This window comes from Microcystis sp. M31BS1 (assembly GCF_020245285.1).
Taxonomy (GTDB): domain Bacteria; phylum Cyanobacteriota; class Cyanobacteriia; order Cyanobacteriales; family Microcystaceae; genus Microcystis; species Microcystis panniformis.
Genome location: NZ_JADBVE010000412.1, coordinates 1 through 16,286, shown reverse-complemented (window position 1 = coordinate 16,286; position 16,286 = coordinate 1). Strand labels below are relative to the sequence as shown.

Sequence of the window (16,286 nt, the reverse complement as noted above, 5' to 3'; positions counted from 1 at the left end):
CAGTTATCAGTTATCAGTTATCAGTTATCAGTTATCAGTTATCAGTTATCAGTTATCAGTTATCAGTTATCAGTTATCAGTTATCAGTTATCAGTTATCAGTTATCAGTTATCAGTTATCAGTTATCAGGGAAATTTCAACTAAAACCCCAAAACCCCAACTATCTGTTTTTTTAGTTTTCACTTTTTCCTTTAAAACTGTCTCCTGTCTAATTAACATATTCTCGGTAATTGTTCACCGACTAACATATCGAGAATTCTGTTAGTGCCGAAAGGGGTTTTTAAGTAAACTAAATTGGGGGGAGAAGCGACGACTTCCCCGATAGAAGCGGCATTTTTACCGTCAGGATGGGAACGCATCACTGCTAAAACGCGATTTTCTGCCTCTGGAGGCACGACAAGGACTAATTTGCCCTCATTTGCCAGATAAAGCGGTTCTAAGCCCAATAATTCGCACATTCCTCGCACTTCTTCCCGGATGGGGATCGCCGTTTCCTGCACCTGTATTCCCACCCCTGAACTTTGGGCAAATTCGTTTAAAACCGTGGCTAATCCGCCTCTAGTGGCATCCCGCATCGCTTTAACTTGTGGGCAAACGGCCAGAATTGCAGAAATTAAAGAATTCAAGGCTTGACAATCGCTTTCGATTGTGCATTGTAGGTCTAATTCGCCCCTAGCAATCAGAATGGCGGCACCGTGATCCCCCAGAAAACCGTTTAGCAAAATGCGATCGCCAACTTGTAAATTATTCGCCCCAGAATTGATTCCGGCCGGAATTACTCCGACTCCAGAGGTGTTAATAAATATTTGATCCCCTTGTCCCTTGAGAACGACTTTTGTATCCCCGGTGACGATTTTTACTGCTGCTTTTTCGGCGGCTATTTTCATGCTAGTAACGATGGTTTTTAGGGTGTCGATAGATAAACCTTCTTCGAGGATAAAACTACAACTGAGATAGAGAGGAATTGCCCCACCGACAGCCAAATCATTAACGGTTCCATTGACTGCTAAACTGCCAATATCACCCCCCGGAAAGAATAGAGGAGAAACCACATAGGAATCGGTTGTAAATGCCAAGCGCTCGCCTATTTTAGCCAAATCTTTAATCTCAAATCGGGCTTGATCTTCAAGGGGTGCCAGTAAGTTATTATCGAAGTTACTAACGAATATCTCGTTAATTAAATCCCGCATTGCTCTGCCACCGCTGCCATGGGAGAGAGTGATATTTGTGTCGGTAATTTTTGTTTTTTTTAATTTTAAAGAAGCTGAAGGAGTGCTAGTCATAGGTGAGGTAGTAAGTTTTCGTTTTGGGTAGTCGGTGGCCGATAGCAAATTAGGTTACACTTTATCTTGATGAAAAACACTGTCATAGCTTACTGCTAGATTATCTTAATGGGTTTCTGGTATTTCTCGCACTTTTTCTACAGTTAAGTCCAAGGCTTGAGCAATTTGTTCTACCGTTAAACCTAAAGCCAATAAACGCGGCACAGATTCCAGTTTACCTTCCAGTTTACCTTCCAGTTTACCTTCCAGTTTACCTTCCAGTTTACCTTCCAGTTTACCTTCCAGTTTACCTTCTTCTCGAACGTCTTGAAAATAACGGGTTTGTTTCAGTTCATCTAAACTAAACATGGCTTCTATCTCCCGGCGACTTAGACGTGGTAATTTATAGATAAGGATCGTTTCTATTAATTGTAGGAGGTTTTGCGGTTGGGTAAATTCAGTTCGCACTCGTTCAATAAGTTGTTTGGCTGTTGCCACGGCTTGATTTTCTTTAGCAATAATTAATTTTATGGTGGCAATACCGAGGGAATCTTGATTAATATCATCTAGTTCATCTAAATAGATTCGCGTCACTCTCCCAGATGTCAATAAGTCTTGATAACGTAAAATCTTATCTGATTCTACCCGACGATGGGGATAAATGACCACCCCGCGCCAATCATTGTTAAAAGCAGTTTTACTGAGATATAAGAAGATTTCAGCAAAGAAACGGCCATAAAAATTCTGATCATCTTGAAATTGCACCTCGCAGAAATAAATAGGAATGCTAGGATCGGTAATATTGGGCAAAAATACGCCATCAATACGAAAAGCTAGTTGCTTGATTTCGACGGAATCAAAGCGGTAATTCTCGGCTTCTCCGGGGGAAAGGTTGATTAATTCAAAGAAAATTGACGGATAAGATTGAAAAAGATCATAAAAAATACTGTCGGTTTTCATGCCCGGACTTGTGGTGTAAACTATGCAAAAATATAGAGATAGAGAGTTTTCCTACTAATTAGCCTGATTATAGCAGTTATCTTTGCCAAAACCAATGCTAAAAGCCGATCTGGGAAAAGCTAATACCTAAAATAACCGATAAACGATCGAGTCTAAACATCTCCCCCTGGTCAGGGCGCTATAGCTGACAGTGAGTCGCTATAATAGAATTCGCCGATCGCTAACTTCTCCCTCGGTAAAATTTCTATGACTGGAAGACTGAACAAGCTACAACAAGATTTAAGGAACATAGAAACGGAAGTGGCAAATTTAGCCGAAAGAATGCGGGAAAAATACCGAATTTATCTTGATTTACTCGGTGAATCTCTCTATAAACAGGCGATCGGGGCAGTGTATCATATCTGTACCCGCTACTATGGGGGGGAATTTCTGGCTCTCTCCCACAGCAATCGTCAGAAACTACAAGAGGAGATCAAAGCTCTAGGACAAGAGGCTAAAGCCAGTTTACAGCAATTGGGCGAGCAGAGCTTCGATCGAGGGACATTTTCAGGGGTAGGATTCTCTAAAAGTCCAGCAGAGACGAAAAATACCCCAGATTTCTTGAAACTTTTTCTAAACAAACCAGAAAATCTAGCCGCAACTGGAGAGATTAATAACCCCGATATTTTACTTTATTGTTGTCGAGTGCTGGAAAAAAACTGTATCGAGATTCTCAATCATCTCTCCAAACAAATTAATCAGCAACTACAAAAAGCTTATATTCTTCCCCCTCATCTACCCAGTCAAATTATCGATATGGCAATTCAAGCGGGAGAAGAGGGACAATCCCTAGGTGGAGGAAATAATATGTTAAACATTTTAGTAGAAGCTAAAAACCCTGAACCAGAGGAGGAAAAAGATGAAGATGAAGATGAAGATGAAGATGATGGGGATGATCATAATTTTTCAAGTGGCAAAGTCACTAAAGTAACGGCAATTCATCTACGAATGGCTGAACTGGAATTTGCTGATACGCGCTTAAGTGTCGAAAGAAATCAAATTCGCTCCCTTTGGGAACAATTAAATCGTCTAGGTAAACAATATCATCACCTTCGCAAAGAATATACTATCGCTCAAGCGGAAGCGGCGTGGCGCAGTAGTTGGTATGATTAATCAGTTATAATCAAACAGAGGTATTAGGGAAACATAATACTGGGAAATTTGGAATCAAGAGGCAATTATGAAAGGGGAAATACCCGACTGGGTGAGATTACAAAAAGCCTTATCTGTAGAAGCGGAAAAAGGTTATCCCGATCTTCAGGGAAATCAATACCGTTTTAGCGAGTTTTTCTGTCTTAGTTTCGGGGATAATCCTCCCGTGGGAATTGCCACCAGTGAGAGAAATCGCTGGCGAGAATTAGCCCAAAAATTTGCCCAATATTCCCAATTTAATCCCAGACAAAGACAACAATTAGTCGCCGAAACTCGCAATTTTTTACAACAATTACGGCAAACTTTAGAAGCAACCCCCACCCCAAAAGAACCAGCTGTGGCGAAAATTATTAATACCACTCCCATCACGGCAAAGGCTAATTCTCCACGGCAAGTCACCCTCGAACAACCCTTGAAATATCTAGCGGAAGTGGGAGAGAGAAAAGCCAGTCTTTTAGAAAGATTAAACCTCCACAAAGTTGAAGATTTATTATATTATTATCCCCGGGATCATGTGGATTATAGTCGTCAAGTCAATATCGCTAATTTAACCGAGGGGGAAACGGTAACTTTAGTGGGGAATGTCAAGCGCTGTAATTGTTTTACTAGCCCCAAAAACACCAAGTTAGCTATCTTTGAATTGCTCTTACAGGATCGCACTGGACAGATAAAATTAAACCGTTTTTATGCGGGAACTCGCTATAATAATCGTGCTTGGCAAGAAGGACAAAAAAAACTCTATCCCGTCGGTTCGGTGGTGGCGGTTAGTGGTTTAGTCAAAGCGGGAAAATATGGGTTAACTTTAGAAAATCCTGAATTTGAGTTATTAGACAGTTCTGGGGCAAGTATTGAGTCCTTAAAAATCGGGCGTATCCTGCCGGTTTATCCCCTCACCGATGGAGTACCCGCCGACCTAATTAGAAAGGCTGTAGTCGCCGCTTTTGGGGCAGTAGAGGCGATAAAAGACCCCCTACCTTTCGGTCTAAGAAAACAATACGGATTAATCGATTTAAAAACAGCAATTACTAACATTCATTTCCCCAATAATGCCGAGATTCTCAGTCAAGCGCGACGGCGATTAGTCTTTGATGAATTCTTCTTTTTACAATTGGGGTTTCTGCGGCGGCGGCAACAGTATCGTCAGACACAGAAAAGCGCTATTTTTAGTGCTAAGGGTCAACTAATTGATCAATTTAATCAGATAATTCCCTTTCAATTAACCAATGCTCAAAAACGAGTTATTGAGGAAATTTTAGAGGATTTAGATTCTAGCACCCCGATGAATCGTCTTGTGCAGGGGGATGTGGGTTCTGGCAAAACAATTGTCGGAGTTTATGCCATTTTAGCAGCCCTACAATCCGGTTATCAAGCGGCATTAATGGCTCCTACGGAAGTTTTAGCAGAACAACATTATCGTAAGTTAGTTAGCTGGTTTAATCTCTTACATTTACCCGTAGAATTATTAACTGGTTCCACAAAAACCGCTAAACGGCGAGAAATTCACGCCCAATTAGAGACAGGAGAATTACCACTTTTAGTGGGAACTCATGCCCTAATTCAAGATGCAGTTAATTTCCGCAAATTAGGTTTAGTTGTTATTGATGAACAGCATCGCTTTGGGGTACAACAAAGGGCAAGATTATTAAGCAAAGGAGAGTCTCCCCACGTTTTAACCATGACAGCAACACCGATTCCCCGTACTTTAGCTTTAACCCTGCATGGGGATTTAGATGTGAGTCAAATTGACGAATTACCCCCCGGCAGACAACCGATTCAAACCACCGCTTTAAATGGCAATCAAAGAAGGGCTGCCTATGATTTAATTCGCCGTGAAATTGCCCAAGGCAGACAAGCTTATGTGATTTTTCCCTTAATTGAAGAATCGGAAAAATTAGATGTGAGGGCTGCGGTGGAAGAATATCAAAATTTATCAGAAAAGATTTTTCCCAATTTTAATATCGGTTTACTCCATGGTCGCATGAGTTCCGCCGAAAAAGAGGAAATCTTAACAGCTTTTCGCGATAATATTCTGCAAATTATTGTCTCAACTACGGTTATCGAAGTGGGGGTGGATGTTCCCAATGCCACGGTGATGTTAATTGAAAATGCCGAACGTTTTGGCCTTTCACAATTGCATCAATTACGGGGGCGCGTCGGCAGAGGTTCCCATCAATCCTATTGTTTACTTTTAAGTGGCAGTAATAGTGCTAATTCCCGTCAAAGATTGACGGTTTTGGAACAATCCCAAGACGGCTTTTTTATCTCGGAAATGGATATGCGATTTCGCGGTCCGGGGGAAGTTTTAGGACAACGACAATCGGGTTTACCAGATTTTGCCCTCGCTAGTTTAGTGGAGGATCAAGAGGTGTTAGTTTTGGCAAGAGATGCCGCCGAAAAAATTATGTTAGATGATCCCCATTTAATCACTTTGCCCAATTTGAAACAAGCTTTAGAAGCTAAATATCAACGGATGTTAGGAGCGGATATTTTAACTTGATTTAGATGTTCAGTAATCAGTATCCAGTTATTAAAAACTGATTATTTATTCTCCGTTTTGCATGAGTGCCTCTCTTGATATGTAGCCCATACTCAAGGGATGGCCGTATTACTTCCGATTTTATCACTCAATCCAAGCCTTTGGGGGGTTCTACCCCCCAAACCCCCCGTTGGGGGCGTGGCGCCGCCCCCAAACCCCCCGCGCATTAGTTTTTCGGTGGGATGCTTACACGCGGCTGCTGACACATCTGTAATAATTTAGGAGTCACTGATAATTGCTGATTGTCGGTATTTTTACAAATATGAGATGCACCCAATCAGTAATCAGTAAACAGTGATCAGTAATCAGCGAAAAGACAGCAGCAAACTGCCATTTGATGAGGCTCACTTAATACATACTGCTCACTCAAAACTTAAAACTCAAATCTTATAACTGATAACTGATCACTGATAACTGATAACTGATAACTGATCACTGATCACTGATAACTGATAACTGATCACTGATCACTGATAACTGATCACTGATCACTGATCACTGATAACTGATAACTGATAACTGATAACTGATAACTGATCACTGATAACTGATTCAATTAACCAAATTTAATCATTTCTCGTCCTGCCATCACGGGTAATTCCCCTTTTAAAATGGGAATCAATGTCTCGCGAATTCTGTCCGCATCGGGGGGACAACCCGGCATAAAAATATCGATGGGAATGACTTGATGGACGGGCAGCACTTGATCTAATAATTCGGGAACGATACCGGGTTCTTCTGGTAGTTGAGGTGTGTTATCTCCTAACTCTAAATAAGCTCTTTTTAGCACGGGATCAGCAGTTCCCAACATATTCCGCATAGCGGGAACATTAGCAGTCACAGCGCAATCACCAAAAGAAACGACGGTTTTGGTATTTTGACGGACTAGATGAATTAGTTCTAAATTATCCTGATTAGCGATCGCTCCTTCCACTAAACAGACATCGACATTTTCCGGATAGGTTTTCAGATCGCAGCCGACGGGACTATACACCACGTCAACTTTTTCAGCTAATTCTAACAGCCATTCGTCCAAATCGAGGAAGGACATATGGCATCCCGAACAACCGGCTAACCAGACAGTAGCAAAGCGAATTTTAGACATAATTTTAATTCCTTGATTGGTATTTTTTGGCTGAGTTGCAATTTCGTCAAAAGGATCAAACGCAAAGAAATTCTCTTTTAAGCTATTTTTGCCTCCAGGATAAACTCTTGCATTTTTTCCTCAAAGAAAGGAGCTAAATCTAGATTTTTCCAGTCTTTAAGTAGCTCAAAAATAATCGCCTCCGATGCAAAATTTCCCGTATAGGAAATAAAAGAAAAAGGACGTTTGCCGAAATTGAGCAAACAGCTTAAAATCGTGCAATGGTCTTTTACTCCAAAACCAAGAGAACAGGTTTTATCTCGATCTTTTACTCGCCAATTATCAGCACTTTTGGCATAAATATCTAGGGCAACTAAAGCGGAATCCACTTCTCTAGAATATTTAATTAAGAGCGAATACAAAACCCTAGGCTCTTGACTGACATCAGACAAAATTTCAATTATCCGACAAGGAATACTGGAAAATTGCGCCGTCAAATTGGAGAGAGACTGACACATTTCTATGGCTTGCAGAAATTGCGATTCGGGTGATGTGGTCATAATTATCTCGTTTGCTGAATTGAATCGGACCAAGGATATTGTTTTTGTGCCAGTAAATGCGCTTGTTGCTGCGAAAAGCCTCGATTAATCACTAAGTCAGATTCGTAGATTTCATGATTGAGAAACATCCGATCAAGATTATTCCCTTGAGCGCCAGCGAGTCTTCGCCAAGCTGCTACCATTAAACCTTCGGGAAAAAATTGATATCGAGACACTCCCGATCCAAAAGCGTAATCCTTGGCGCGTCGGATATCGATTTCCGAGATTTCGTATTGGGCAGCAATCCCTAGGATATCTTGATTATTACCCATAATCTGATCATAGTCCTCCCTTACCTTGGCGGTTAATTTCTGCTCGTAGATATCTAAATGCGCCCATCGATCACTATCACCCTCCATCGATTAGTTTAACGCGTCCATTGGTGTTCAGTCCTAGCATTAACTAAAAATTCCAACTTCGATCGATCTTCCTCTTTTTCGGAAACGGCGGAACCCTTGCGGAATATCGCCCCGGTTGGACAAGCGGCAACACATTTGCCGCAGGAAGTACAGGCAGAAACGCTGCCCCAAGGCTGATCCATTCCCGCAATAATTTTATCTTTTTCGCCGCGATAGGCCAGATCCCAAACGTGCGCCCCTTCAATTTCATCACAGACTCGCACACAACGGGTACAGAGAACACAACGATTATGATCGATACCAAAAAGAGGATGGGAAATATCCACTTCTCGCTTGGGAAAACGGTAGGGAAAACGACTATGATCCATACCCACTTCGATGGCTAAATCTTGTAATTCACAGTTACCATTAGCCACACAAACCGCACAAACGTGATTACCTTCAGCGAATAATAATTCCACTGTCATGCGGCGATATTCTTTCAGTTTTGGGGTATCGGTGTGAACCACCATTCCTTCCGCCACTTCCGTTACACAGGCAGGTAATAATTTATTAATACCTTCAATTTCTACCAAACATAAGCGACAGGCAGCTACTTCGGAAACCCCATCGAGATGACAGAGGGCGGGAATTTTTATTCCTACCTGACTAGCGGCTGCGAGAACTCGCGAACCCGCTTCGATCGCTACATCTTTACCATCAATGCTTAAAGTGATTACGGACATAAAAATTATTCTCCTTGAGGATAATATCCCTCTCCTTCCCATAGGCCACAATTTGTGGCCAAGGGTGGGATTTTTACAGAAAGTTTTAACCTAGACAAGCGGCTAAGTCTTTTGCGGGGGTGGTAATCGGCTGCAGGTGATAGGTATCGGAGAGGAATTTCAGGACGTTGGGGGAGATAAATGCCGGTAAAGTTGGTCCCAGACGGATATTTTGAATACCTAGATGCAGCAGGGTGAGCAGTACAGCGATCGCTTTTTGTTCGTACCAAGAGATAATTAGGGAGAGGGGAATCTCATTGACGCTAACGTTAAAAGCGTTGGCTAATCCTAGGGCGATTTTGATGGCACTATAGGCATCGTTACATTGTCCCACGTCCATCAGCCGGGGTAATCCTTCGATGCTACCTAATTGTTTGTCGAAAAAGCGGAATTTTCCACAGGCAAGGGTTAAAACGATGCAATCTTCGGGGACTTGTTCCACAAATTCGGTGTAGTAATTGCGATCAGGTTTTGCGCCATCGCAGCCGCCAACTAGGAAGAAGTGACGGATTTTACCCTGTTTAAGGGCATCAACCACCGTATCAGCGACACTAAGAACGGTATTGTGGGCAAATCCTACCATTACCTGCCGAGGTTCGCTTATTTCAGTAAATCCGGGCAATGACTGCGCTTTAGCAATCACGGGACTAAAATCGATCGCACCGTCCACTGTTTCTAAGCGGTTAATATGGACATAACCCACAGGTCCGAGGGTAAAGAGTTTACTTTCATAGTTTTCGTGGGGGGGCATGAGACAATTAGTAGTTAAAACTATTGCCCCCGGAAACTTAGCAAATTCCTTAGTTTGATTTTGCCAGGCGGTGCCATAATGACCGTAGAGATGGGGATATTTTTCTTTGAGTTTTGGATAACCGTGGGCGGGTAATAATTCTCCGTGGGTATAGACTGTTATCCCAGTATTGGCAGTTTGTGCCAGTAAAGCCGCTAATTGTTTAATATCATGGCCGGAGACTAAAATGGCTTTACCTAGACGCGGATTTAAGGGAACATTTGTCGGTATGGGATGACCGTAGGTTTCGGTATGACCTTGATCTAATAATTCCATTGCTCGCAGGTTTGCTTCCCCAACTTTTAGACAGATTGCCACCCAATCATTCAGGTTTAAATCACTGCGATCAATTGCCGCTAAAGTCTCTTGGATAACCTGATAAACTGAGTCATCCTCTTGACCTAATTCCTGAGCGTGGAAAGTATAGGAAGCAAGACCTTTAACTCCGTAGATAGCAGTTAACTTTAGGGAAAAAATATCGAGGTCTTGCACTTTTTCAATTAGTTCTAAGGATACTTCTTGACCTTGGCTAACTAGGCTCTCATTAAAATTAGGCTGATAGTTAGCAAGTGCAGACCAGTCCAGCGATCCCAATTGTGCTTTTAAATTTTCCCGAATCTCTAAACAACGCTGAATATAATCAGTAAAACGCCGCTGATCAAAGTTAACATTGGTCATGGTGGCGAAAAGCGCCTCACAGGTAAAAATATCAGCTTCGCGAGTAGATATTGCCGCTTCTTTGGCTTTTAAAACCACCGATGCTAATCCCCGCAGACAATACACTAATAAGTCTTGAACGGCGTTGACTTCGGGACTTTTTCCACAGGCTCCCCACTGATGACAACCATTACCACTAGCGGTTTGTTCGCATTGTTCACAAAACATAAGTTTTCTCTCTTTTTTCAGTAGATTGACAGATTGTTGCGATTTTTTTCTACTAAATTTAATTCTGCTTTTTTGAAAGTTAGTTATCGGCCCTCACCCAGCAAGAATTATGGATTTTACGACTGGAAAGCTTGTCTTGACAGCCTCTACTCTCTGAACTATGTTTTTATTCTCTCACTTTTTTTGCCGGTTGGGTTCTGATTTTAGATTTCCTCAAGAATTACCGATTAAACAATTATTTAGTTGTCTTATTTAAATTAAGTATTTTTGGTGATTTTTATGATATAATGAGCGAAATTTTCGATTTTTAGGTGGGTATTTGCCAGTGTCATAGCAATCGGTCTCCTGATTAGGATAGAAAGTTGGAACTTAAGAGTTATTATCGCCTAACTCTGATGATGGGATTGCTTTCGACATAGATAGTTATCTCTTTTTTTATTTACTTAACTTAACCGATTATCTCGCCGAATCTGCTCAAAATCTTTATCTGTTTTTGCCAGATCCTGATATTTGACATCAAGACTGATGAACGATTTATTTTATTAGTGGTATTCCGATATCTTTGCAGATTTTATTAGCGAGAATATACCTAATTTCCGTATGTCTTGGAATCGCAGATCTTTTATTTAATTGGGGGTTAAACCACCAAGAATAGCTAGGACTTGCTGAAAAAGTACGGGCGAAGCATTCGGATAGAAAATCTACGGTTTCACCGATAGGTTATTGTCCGAATGCTTCGCCCCTACAGGACGCGGGCCGATGAAGACGCAAGGTTTTGAACGACGATTCTCTCAAAATCTTGCACCTGTGAGAGCAAAACAGAACCCTAAAACCCTTACCTCGTCTATATTTCACATTTATTCAGCAAGCCCTATCTACCAATCTATCTGAACAGGATATTTTGCTAATATTGAATCATGGCTAATCAGTCTAGCATTTTCAAGATTAGCTTGAGCAACTAACAAGCGGTCAAATGGATCTTTATGGATGTTAGGTAAAGTATTTAAAGCTAAAACATGGCTGACTGTAATTGATAAAAGGCCAATTTGGTTAGTTTCCTGCTGAGTATTAATCATTTCTGCTAAAGGTATCTTGAGTGATAGTTTACCTAGTTGTAGTTTGATTTGCATTTCCCAAATACTTGTAATACTAAGTAATAGCGTATTACTAGGATCTCTACACAGTTCTAAAGCTCTTTGAGAGAGTTTTTCTGGTTCGCTATCCCACCAAATAAATGTATGGGTATCTAAAAGAAATTTCATGATTCACCTGTCCAAAATTCTTCAGGAAGTGGCTCATCAAAATCTTCCCTAGTCCTAATTTTTCCAGCGTGTAGTCCTGGTTGTCGTAACTTAGGAGAAGGAGTTTCAGACGTTGTTTTTTCAGTATCTCCCCAAGGAATTAGACGAGCTACAGGCTTGTTTCCTTCGGTTATAATAATTTCAGTATCTACCTTTATTAAGGCAAGTAGTTCTTGTAAAGTTAACTGTACTTGATTGAGATCAATAGTTTTGTTTGACATGAATAATTTTCTCTCTTTATTTACTTCACAAAATAAAACAGGATTCAGTGATAACTGCCTCACAAGTTAATAAAGGGTTGGCAACTTTTTCCCATTGCTGAATTGCCCAATTGTGATAATTATCACTCCGGTATGTCTTGGAATCGCAGATCTTTTATTTAATTGGGGGTTAAACCACCAAGAATGGCTAGGACTTGCTGAAAAAGTACGGGCGAAGCATTCGGGCAATAACTTATCGCTGAAACCGTAGATTTCCTATCCGAATGCTTCGCCCCTACAGGACGCGATCGATAAACTGTTTGCGTTTCATACAACAATTTTCTCTTCTTGGTAGTTTCCCCTAGTAGCGGAAATTGCTTCCTGTTTATTCAATTCTAATGCTTCACTAAGAGTAATTTTTAGGCTTTCTAATAACTGGTCACGAGATGCTTCTTGACAGTTAACTCCCGGAATTTCTTCTATCCAACCAATCCACCAATCTCCGTCTGGCTGAATGATAGCTGTGTAGGTATTAGTCATAGAATATCTCCTTAGCTAAAATACAAATATATATTATTATACTCGATTTAGGAAACTCTGAAACCGCTCATCTCCCCGAATCTGATCAAAATCTTTATCCGTTTTTGCCATATCTTGATATTCGACATCAAGATTGATGGCGCGTTGTAAGTTTTCGATAGCTAATTCCACATTGTTTTGTAAGCCATAACAGCAAGCTTTATTGTAGTAAGCATTAAGTAGTCATGCAAAATTAATTACCTGCCCGATCGAGCTAAAACCCTTACGGGGCAATGATCGTCATGTGTAAATAATTTTGCCTAGGTACTTAGCATCATTTGAATTAATTTTAATAGCTCGATCCCAGGATGCGATCGCTTGTTCAAATCTGCCTAAATTATGTAACGCAATCCCTCGGTTGTTCCAAGCATCAGGGTAATCGGGTTTAAATTCTAAAGCTCGATCGTAGGATGCGATCGCTTGTTCAAATCTGCCTAAATTACCCAACGCAACCCCTCGGTTGTACCAAGCTTCATGGTCATCGGGTTTAATTTCTAAAGCTCGATCGAAGGATGCGATCGCTTGTTCAAATCTGCCTAAATTCTTTAACGCAATCCCTCGGTTGTACCAAGCTTGATGGTCATCGGGTTTAATTTCTAAAGCTCGATCAAAGGAGGCGATCGCTTGTTCGTATTCTTTTCCCATTTGATGAATTAAGCCTTTTTCATGCCACAATTCAGATGCTCGAACAGGATCGAGAGATGGGGAATCGCTTAAATAGGCCTTAATTTCGGCTAACTTTTCCTGTGGTTGTTGGGGAGTGAATTGCTGATAGGTATCGAGATCTCCGTCTAAATAAACCAGTCTTCTAATTTCTCTTTCCAATATGTCCTTATCCGTCGGAAATTCATAAACTCCCGAATACCAATCAAAAAAATCCGACGCACGACGAATAAAATACCGCAAGGCAAATTCCGGCAATAAGAATACTAAAGTAAAGGGAAATTGCCGCTCAAATCGCTCACGAGATAGGTTTAAATAGCCTAAAATCTTAGGAACTCCGGCCCAGGTTCCCCCATAAACCGGACTTTGACTCGATAATACATAGCCTTGACTTTCTGCTTCTTCGCAGCACAGTAGTGCATTTTCTAAACCGCGCACAACGCCAATTCAAAAATGAAACGCATCAACCTCAAGAGTTGACAAAGAAAGGCTCATCAGGTAGTGTCCGATCATTAACAAAAACAAATCAGACCCAAAAACGAAGCCCTCAACATCTTAACATAAGTAGTCATGCAAAATTAATTACCTGCCCGATCGAGCTAAAACCCTTACGGGGCAATGATCGTCATGTGTAAATAATTTTGCCTAGGTACTTAGAACAAAGAAACTTGCTCTACCAACTTAGTCAAGAGGGAAATTTATCTCAACGGCAAATGGCCGCCTGGCTCGGATGTCATCAAAGCACAATATCACGAGAATTAAGAAGGAATCAAAGTTCTCTCGGCTGCTATCTACCTGACACAGCACAAGCTGAAAGCGAGACGCGCACCAAAAATGCCAAACAACCCTTTAAAAATGTCAGCGAGTCGGCCTTAGAGTTGGTGAAAGAAGGATTGAAAAATTATCATAGTCCCGAACAAATAGCGGGTCGTCTGAAAAAAGCTGGTCAAGAATCTCTCAGTCATGAAACCATCTATCAAATGATCTATCAAAACTACCCTTGACTGTGGAAAGTATCAAGAATGCCTACGTCAAGGACGAGGAAAAAGAAAGAGTCGAAATGGAGCAAAAAGTAAGCGTGGAGGGATTCCAGGGCGTGTAGATATCAGCGAGCGACCAGCAATTGCTGACCAGAAAACCGAAATCGGTCATTGGGAAAGTGACACAATGATTGGAGGCAATCATCTAGGAGTTCTCGTTACTCATGTGTACAAAGCCTCGAAATTTTTAGGAGCAGGATTAGCCAAAAACAAAACCGCATCGGAAATCAATAGAGTCACAGAAAAACTTTTCCAAGAGATTCACCCTGACAAAAGAAAAACCTTTACTTGTGACAACGGCAAAGAATTTTGTGGATATCAAGAGTTGAGTCAGAAACTAGGAGCAGATTTTTATTTTGCTACTCCTTATCATTCGTGGGAGAGGGGATTAAACGAGCATACCAATGGACTGTTAAGACAATTTTTCCCCAAGAGAACGAATTTAAAAATTGTTAAGCCAGAGGAGGTGGAAAGAGTCGTAAACTTAATTAACAATCGTCCTCGAAAATGTCTTGACTATCGTACCCCGAATGAGGTATTCTATAAAGGTAGATCAGATAGTGATGCAATTCAGACTTGAATCGGCCCAATCCTGTTATAATTGCAGTGAGATTACTAAACTTTTTTCCCAGATAAATTATAAGTAAGTGCTTATAATTAAGGTTCTACTGAACTTGTCATGTAAAATTGACAGTTGAAAATAGGCAAAAGGCAATAGGCAAAATATTTTAAGAATTTAGTTTTTTAAGAAGAGAAGGAATCATTCGGGTTTCTTCCAGGAGTAAAGAAATAATCGATTTAATATCTTTTTCCCCTATTGCCTGTTGCCTGTTGCCTTAAATCAATTACTAATTTAGCATAACAATTACGGAAGAGCCTTACATCAATCTTCAGATTCCGCAAAGCTTCCAGGACCGAGCGTTGACCCGCATCTTCATCAAGGTAGAGACGGATTTGACTCATTACAATTCACCGGCTCGATATCGGGATTCCCAGTCTTCACAATCGGCTCGGTAAGCATCGATATCGGCCTCTATCTGTTCTTTATTCGCGTGATAATACGCTAGAGCGCTATAAATTTGAGCCAGATTTAACTGAGGATACTCCTTAGCGATCGCTTCGGCACTCATTCCCGTTTTATGATCCATGACTAAACTTTGAATCGTGATTCTAGTTCCCGCGATCCGGGGACGAGCATTACAAATATCCGGACTAGCAACAATAAATTCGCTAATATCGATGCCTGTAGCCATATTTTCGCCTAGAGAAGTCCCTTTTATTGTAGCTCGATCGATACATCCGAACAACAAAAAAGCCCTCCTTTCGAGGATGCCCTTTTATCTAATGATTTAGATACTAACTGATTGAAATGCTAAAAATAGGGAATTTATGGACTTTCCCATCAAAGTCAGGTTAGATTATGACCGTTTCTTAATTAAAAAACCCACCAAAGAAAACAGGCCTAACCCTAATATAGAACTAGGCTCCGGTACAGATGGATTCGGGGGATCGGTTTGTCCATCTAAACGAGCAATCCAAGCTTCAGTATTACCACTGGGGTTAATTCCACTACCCACAATTGTTAACCCATCAGCAGAAATTGCACTGGCAACCAACAAAGTCCAACCCGTTAAATTTAAACCATAATCATTACTTAAAGCCTCTTTTAGGCTCCGCATTCCTAGGGTACTATTCCAGATGAATGCCTCACTATTATTAGCACTACTAGCACTACTACCTAAACCAACAACTACAGACCCATCTGCTGATACTCCAAAAGCACGGCTCTCGAAACGCCCTCCCGATAAGTCTCCTAGTCCTACCATTCCCGTCCCTTGTGTCCAACGGAATGCCTCCTCACCACTAGAACTAAAGCCTCGACCAACCACAACAGACCCATCTGCTGATACTCCAAGAGCTACGCTAGAAAAAAGGCGTTGCATAATAGAGATATGAATGGAGGAAATCAAAATGCAATGCCCTGAATGTAAATCTACCCATATCCGTAAAAATGGCATCAATAAACAAGGTAAACAAAATCATATTTGTGTAACCTGTGGCCGTCAATTTATT

At 41.1% G+C, this 16,286-nt stretch carries 16 protein-coding genes and 2 pseudogenes; 4 read left to right on the top strand and 14 right to left on the bottom strand.

Annotated features, from left to right (window positions below; translation table 11 throughout):
- Positions 1-212: 212 nt before the first annotated feature.
- Together hypE and IM509_RS23220 are read right to left on the bottom strand one after the other, a co-directional pair.
- Positions 213-1,283: a hydrogenase expression/formation protein HypE gene (gene hypE / locus IM509_RS23225; RefSeq protein WP_052275637.1), complete on the bottom strand. Its 1,071-nt coding sequence runs from the start codon at positions 1,281-1,283 to the stop codon at positions 213-215.
- A gap of 105 nt (positions 1,284-1,388) precedes the next feature.
- On the bottom strand, positions 1,389-2,222 hold the full coding sequence (locus IM509_RS23220) for an Rpn family recombination-promoting nuclease/putative transposase (RefSeq protein WP_002760540.1): 834 nt from the start codon (positions 2,220-2,222) through the stop codon (positions 1,389-1,391).
- A gap of 246 nt (positions 2,223-2,468) precedes the next feature.
- Between IM509_RS23220 and IM509_RS23215 the strand changes: the two genes are divergently transcribed.
- Both IM509_RS23215 and recG read left to right on the top strand, forming a co-directional pair.
- A complete protein-coding gene (locus IM509_RS23215; RefSeq protein WP_002770465.1) occupies positions 2,469-3,374 on the top strand; it encodes a hypothetical protein in 906 nt (301 codons plus the stop codon).
- A gap of 67 nt (positions 3,375-3,441) precedes the next feature.
- Positions 3,442-5,910, top strand: a complete 2,469-nt coding sequence (gene recG / locus IM509_RS23210) for an ATP-dependent DNA helicase RecG (protein WP_052275636.1) — start codon at positions 3,442-3,444, stop codon at positions 5,908-5,910.
- A gap of 595 nt (positions 5,911-6,505) precedes the next feature.
- On the opposite strand, the gene IM509_RS23205 is transcribed toward recG, so the two are convergent.
- From IM509_RS23205 to IM509_RS24450, 9 genes and pseudogenes are all read right to left on the bottom strand, one after another.
- Complete coding sequence (locus tag IM509_RS23205; RefSeq protein ID WP_002740992.1) at positions 6,506-7,054, bottom strand: NADH-quinone oxidoreductase subunit B family protein; 549 nt, start codon at positions 7,052-7,054, stop codon at positions 6,506-6,508.
- Positions 7,055-7,131: 77 nt separating this feature from the next.
- Positions 7,132-7,593 carry a hypothetical protein gene (locus IM509_RS23200; protein WP_052275635.1) on the bottom strand — a complete coding sequence of 154 codons (462 nt, stop codon included), beginning with the start codon at positions 7,591-7,593 and terminating at the stop codon, positions 7,132-7,134.
- Positions 7,594-7,595: 2 nt separating this feature from the next.
- Positions 7,596-7,991, bottom strand: coding sequence for a hypothetical protein (locus IM509_RS23195; RefSeq protein WP_002731876.1), 396 nt, complete (start codon positions 7,989-7,991; stop codon positions 7,596-7,598).
- An 8-nt stretch (positions 7,992-7,999) separates the two neighbouring features.
- A complete protein-coding gene (hoxU, locus tag IM509_RS23190; protein ID WP_002752680.1) occupies positions 8,000-8,716 on the bottom strand; it encodes a bidirectional hydrogenase complex protein HoxU in 717 nt (238 codons plus the stop codon).
- An 85-nt stretch (positions 8,717-8,801) separates the two neighbouring features.
- A complete protein-coding gene (gene hcp / locus IM509_RS23185) occupies positions 8,802-10,430 on the bottom strand; it encodes a hydroxylamine reductase (protein ID WP_072923685.1) in 1,629 nt (542 codons plus the stop codon).
- A gap of 875 nt (positions 10,431-11,305) precedes the next feature.
- Positions 11,306-11,692 carry a type II toxin-antitoxin system VapC family toxin gene (locus tag IM509_RS23180; RefSeq protein ID WP_002734288.1) on the bottom strand — a complete coding sequence of 129 codons (387 nt, stop codon included), beginning with the start codon at positions 11,690-11,692 and terminating at the stop codon, positions 11,306-11,308.
- Positions 11,689-11,952, bottom strand: a complete 264-nt coding sequence (locus IM509_RS23175; protein WP_002787527.1) for a type II toxin-antitoxin system Phd/YefM family antitoxin — start codon at positions 11,950-11,952, stop codon at positions 11,689-11,691. The genes IM509_RS23180 and IM509_RS23175 overlap by 4 nt, the downstream gene beginning before the upstream one ends.
- Before the next feature lie 306 nt (positions 11,953-12,258).
- Complete coding sequence (locus IM509_RS23170) at positions 12,259-12,471, bottom strand: hypothetical protein (protein ID WP_002760549.1); 213 nt, start codon at positions 12,469-12,471, stop codon at positions 12,259-12,261.
- A gap of 36 nt (positions 12,472-12,507) precedes the next feature.
- Positions 12,508-13,611, bottom strand: a pseudogene (locus IM509_RS24450) (tetratricopeptide repeat protein).
- Positions 13,612-13,808: 197 nt separating this feature from the next.
- Here IM509_RS24450 and IM509_RS23160 point away from each other — a divergent pair.
- Positions 13,809-14,793: pseudogene (locus tag IM509_RS23160) on the top strand (IS30 family transposase).
- A 218-nt stretch (positions 14,794-15,011) separates the two neighbouring features.
- On the opposite strand, the gene IM509_RS23155 reads toward IM509_RS23160, so the two are convergent.
- The 3 genes from IM509_RS23155 to IM509_RS23145 all read right to left on the bottom strand — a co-directional run bounded on the left by IM509_RS23155 (position 15,012) and on the right by IM509_RS23145 (position 16,156).
- Entirely contained in the window at positions 15,012-15,176 is a 165-nt protein-coding gene (locus IM509_RS23155) for a hypothetical protein (protein WP_002788348.1), read from the bottom strand.
- Complete coding sequence (locus IM509_RS23150; protein ID WP_149978467.1) at positions 15,176-15,466, bottom strand: DUF433 domain-containing protein; 291 nt, start codon at positions 15,464-15,466, stop codon at positions 15,176-15,178. Before IM509_RS23150 ends, IM509_RS23155 begins: the two co-directional genes overlap by 1 nt.
- Before the next feature lie 165 nt (positions 15,467-15,631).
- Positions 15,632-16,156 (bottom strand): PEP-CTERM sorting domain-containing protein, encoded by a 525-nt coding sequence (locus IM509_RS23145; RefSeq protein WP_272079464.1) that lies wholly within the window; start codon positions 16,154-16,156, stop codon positions 15,632-15,634.
- A 28-nt stretch (positions 16,157-16,184) separates the two neighbouring features.
- Between IM509_RS23145 and IM509_RS23140 the strand changes: the two genes are divergently transcribed.
- On the top strand, positions 16,185-16,286 hold a 102-nt coding region (locus tag IM509_RS23140; RefSeq protein WP_420372283.1), incomplete at its 3' end, for an IS1/IS1595 family N-terminal zinc-binding domain-containing protein.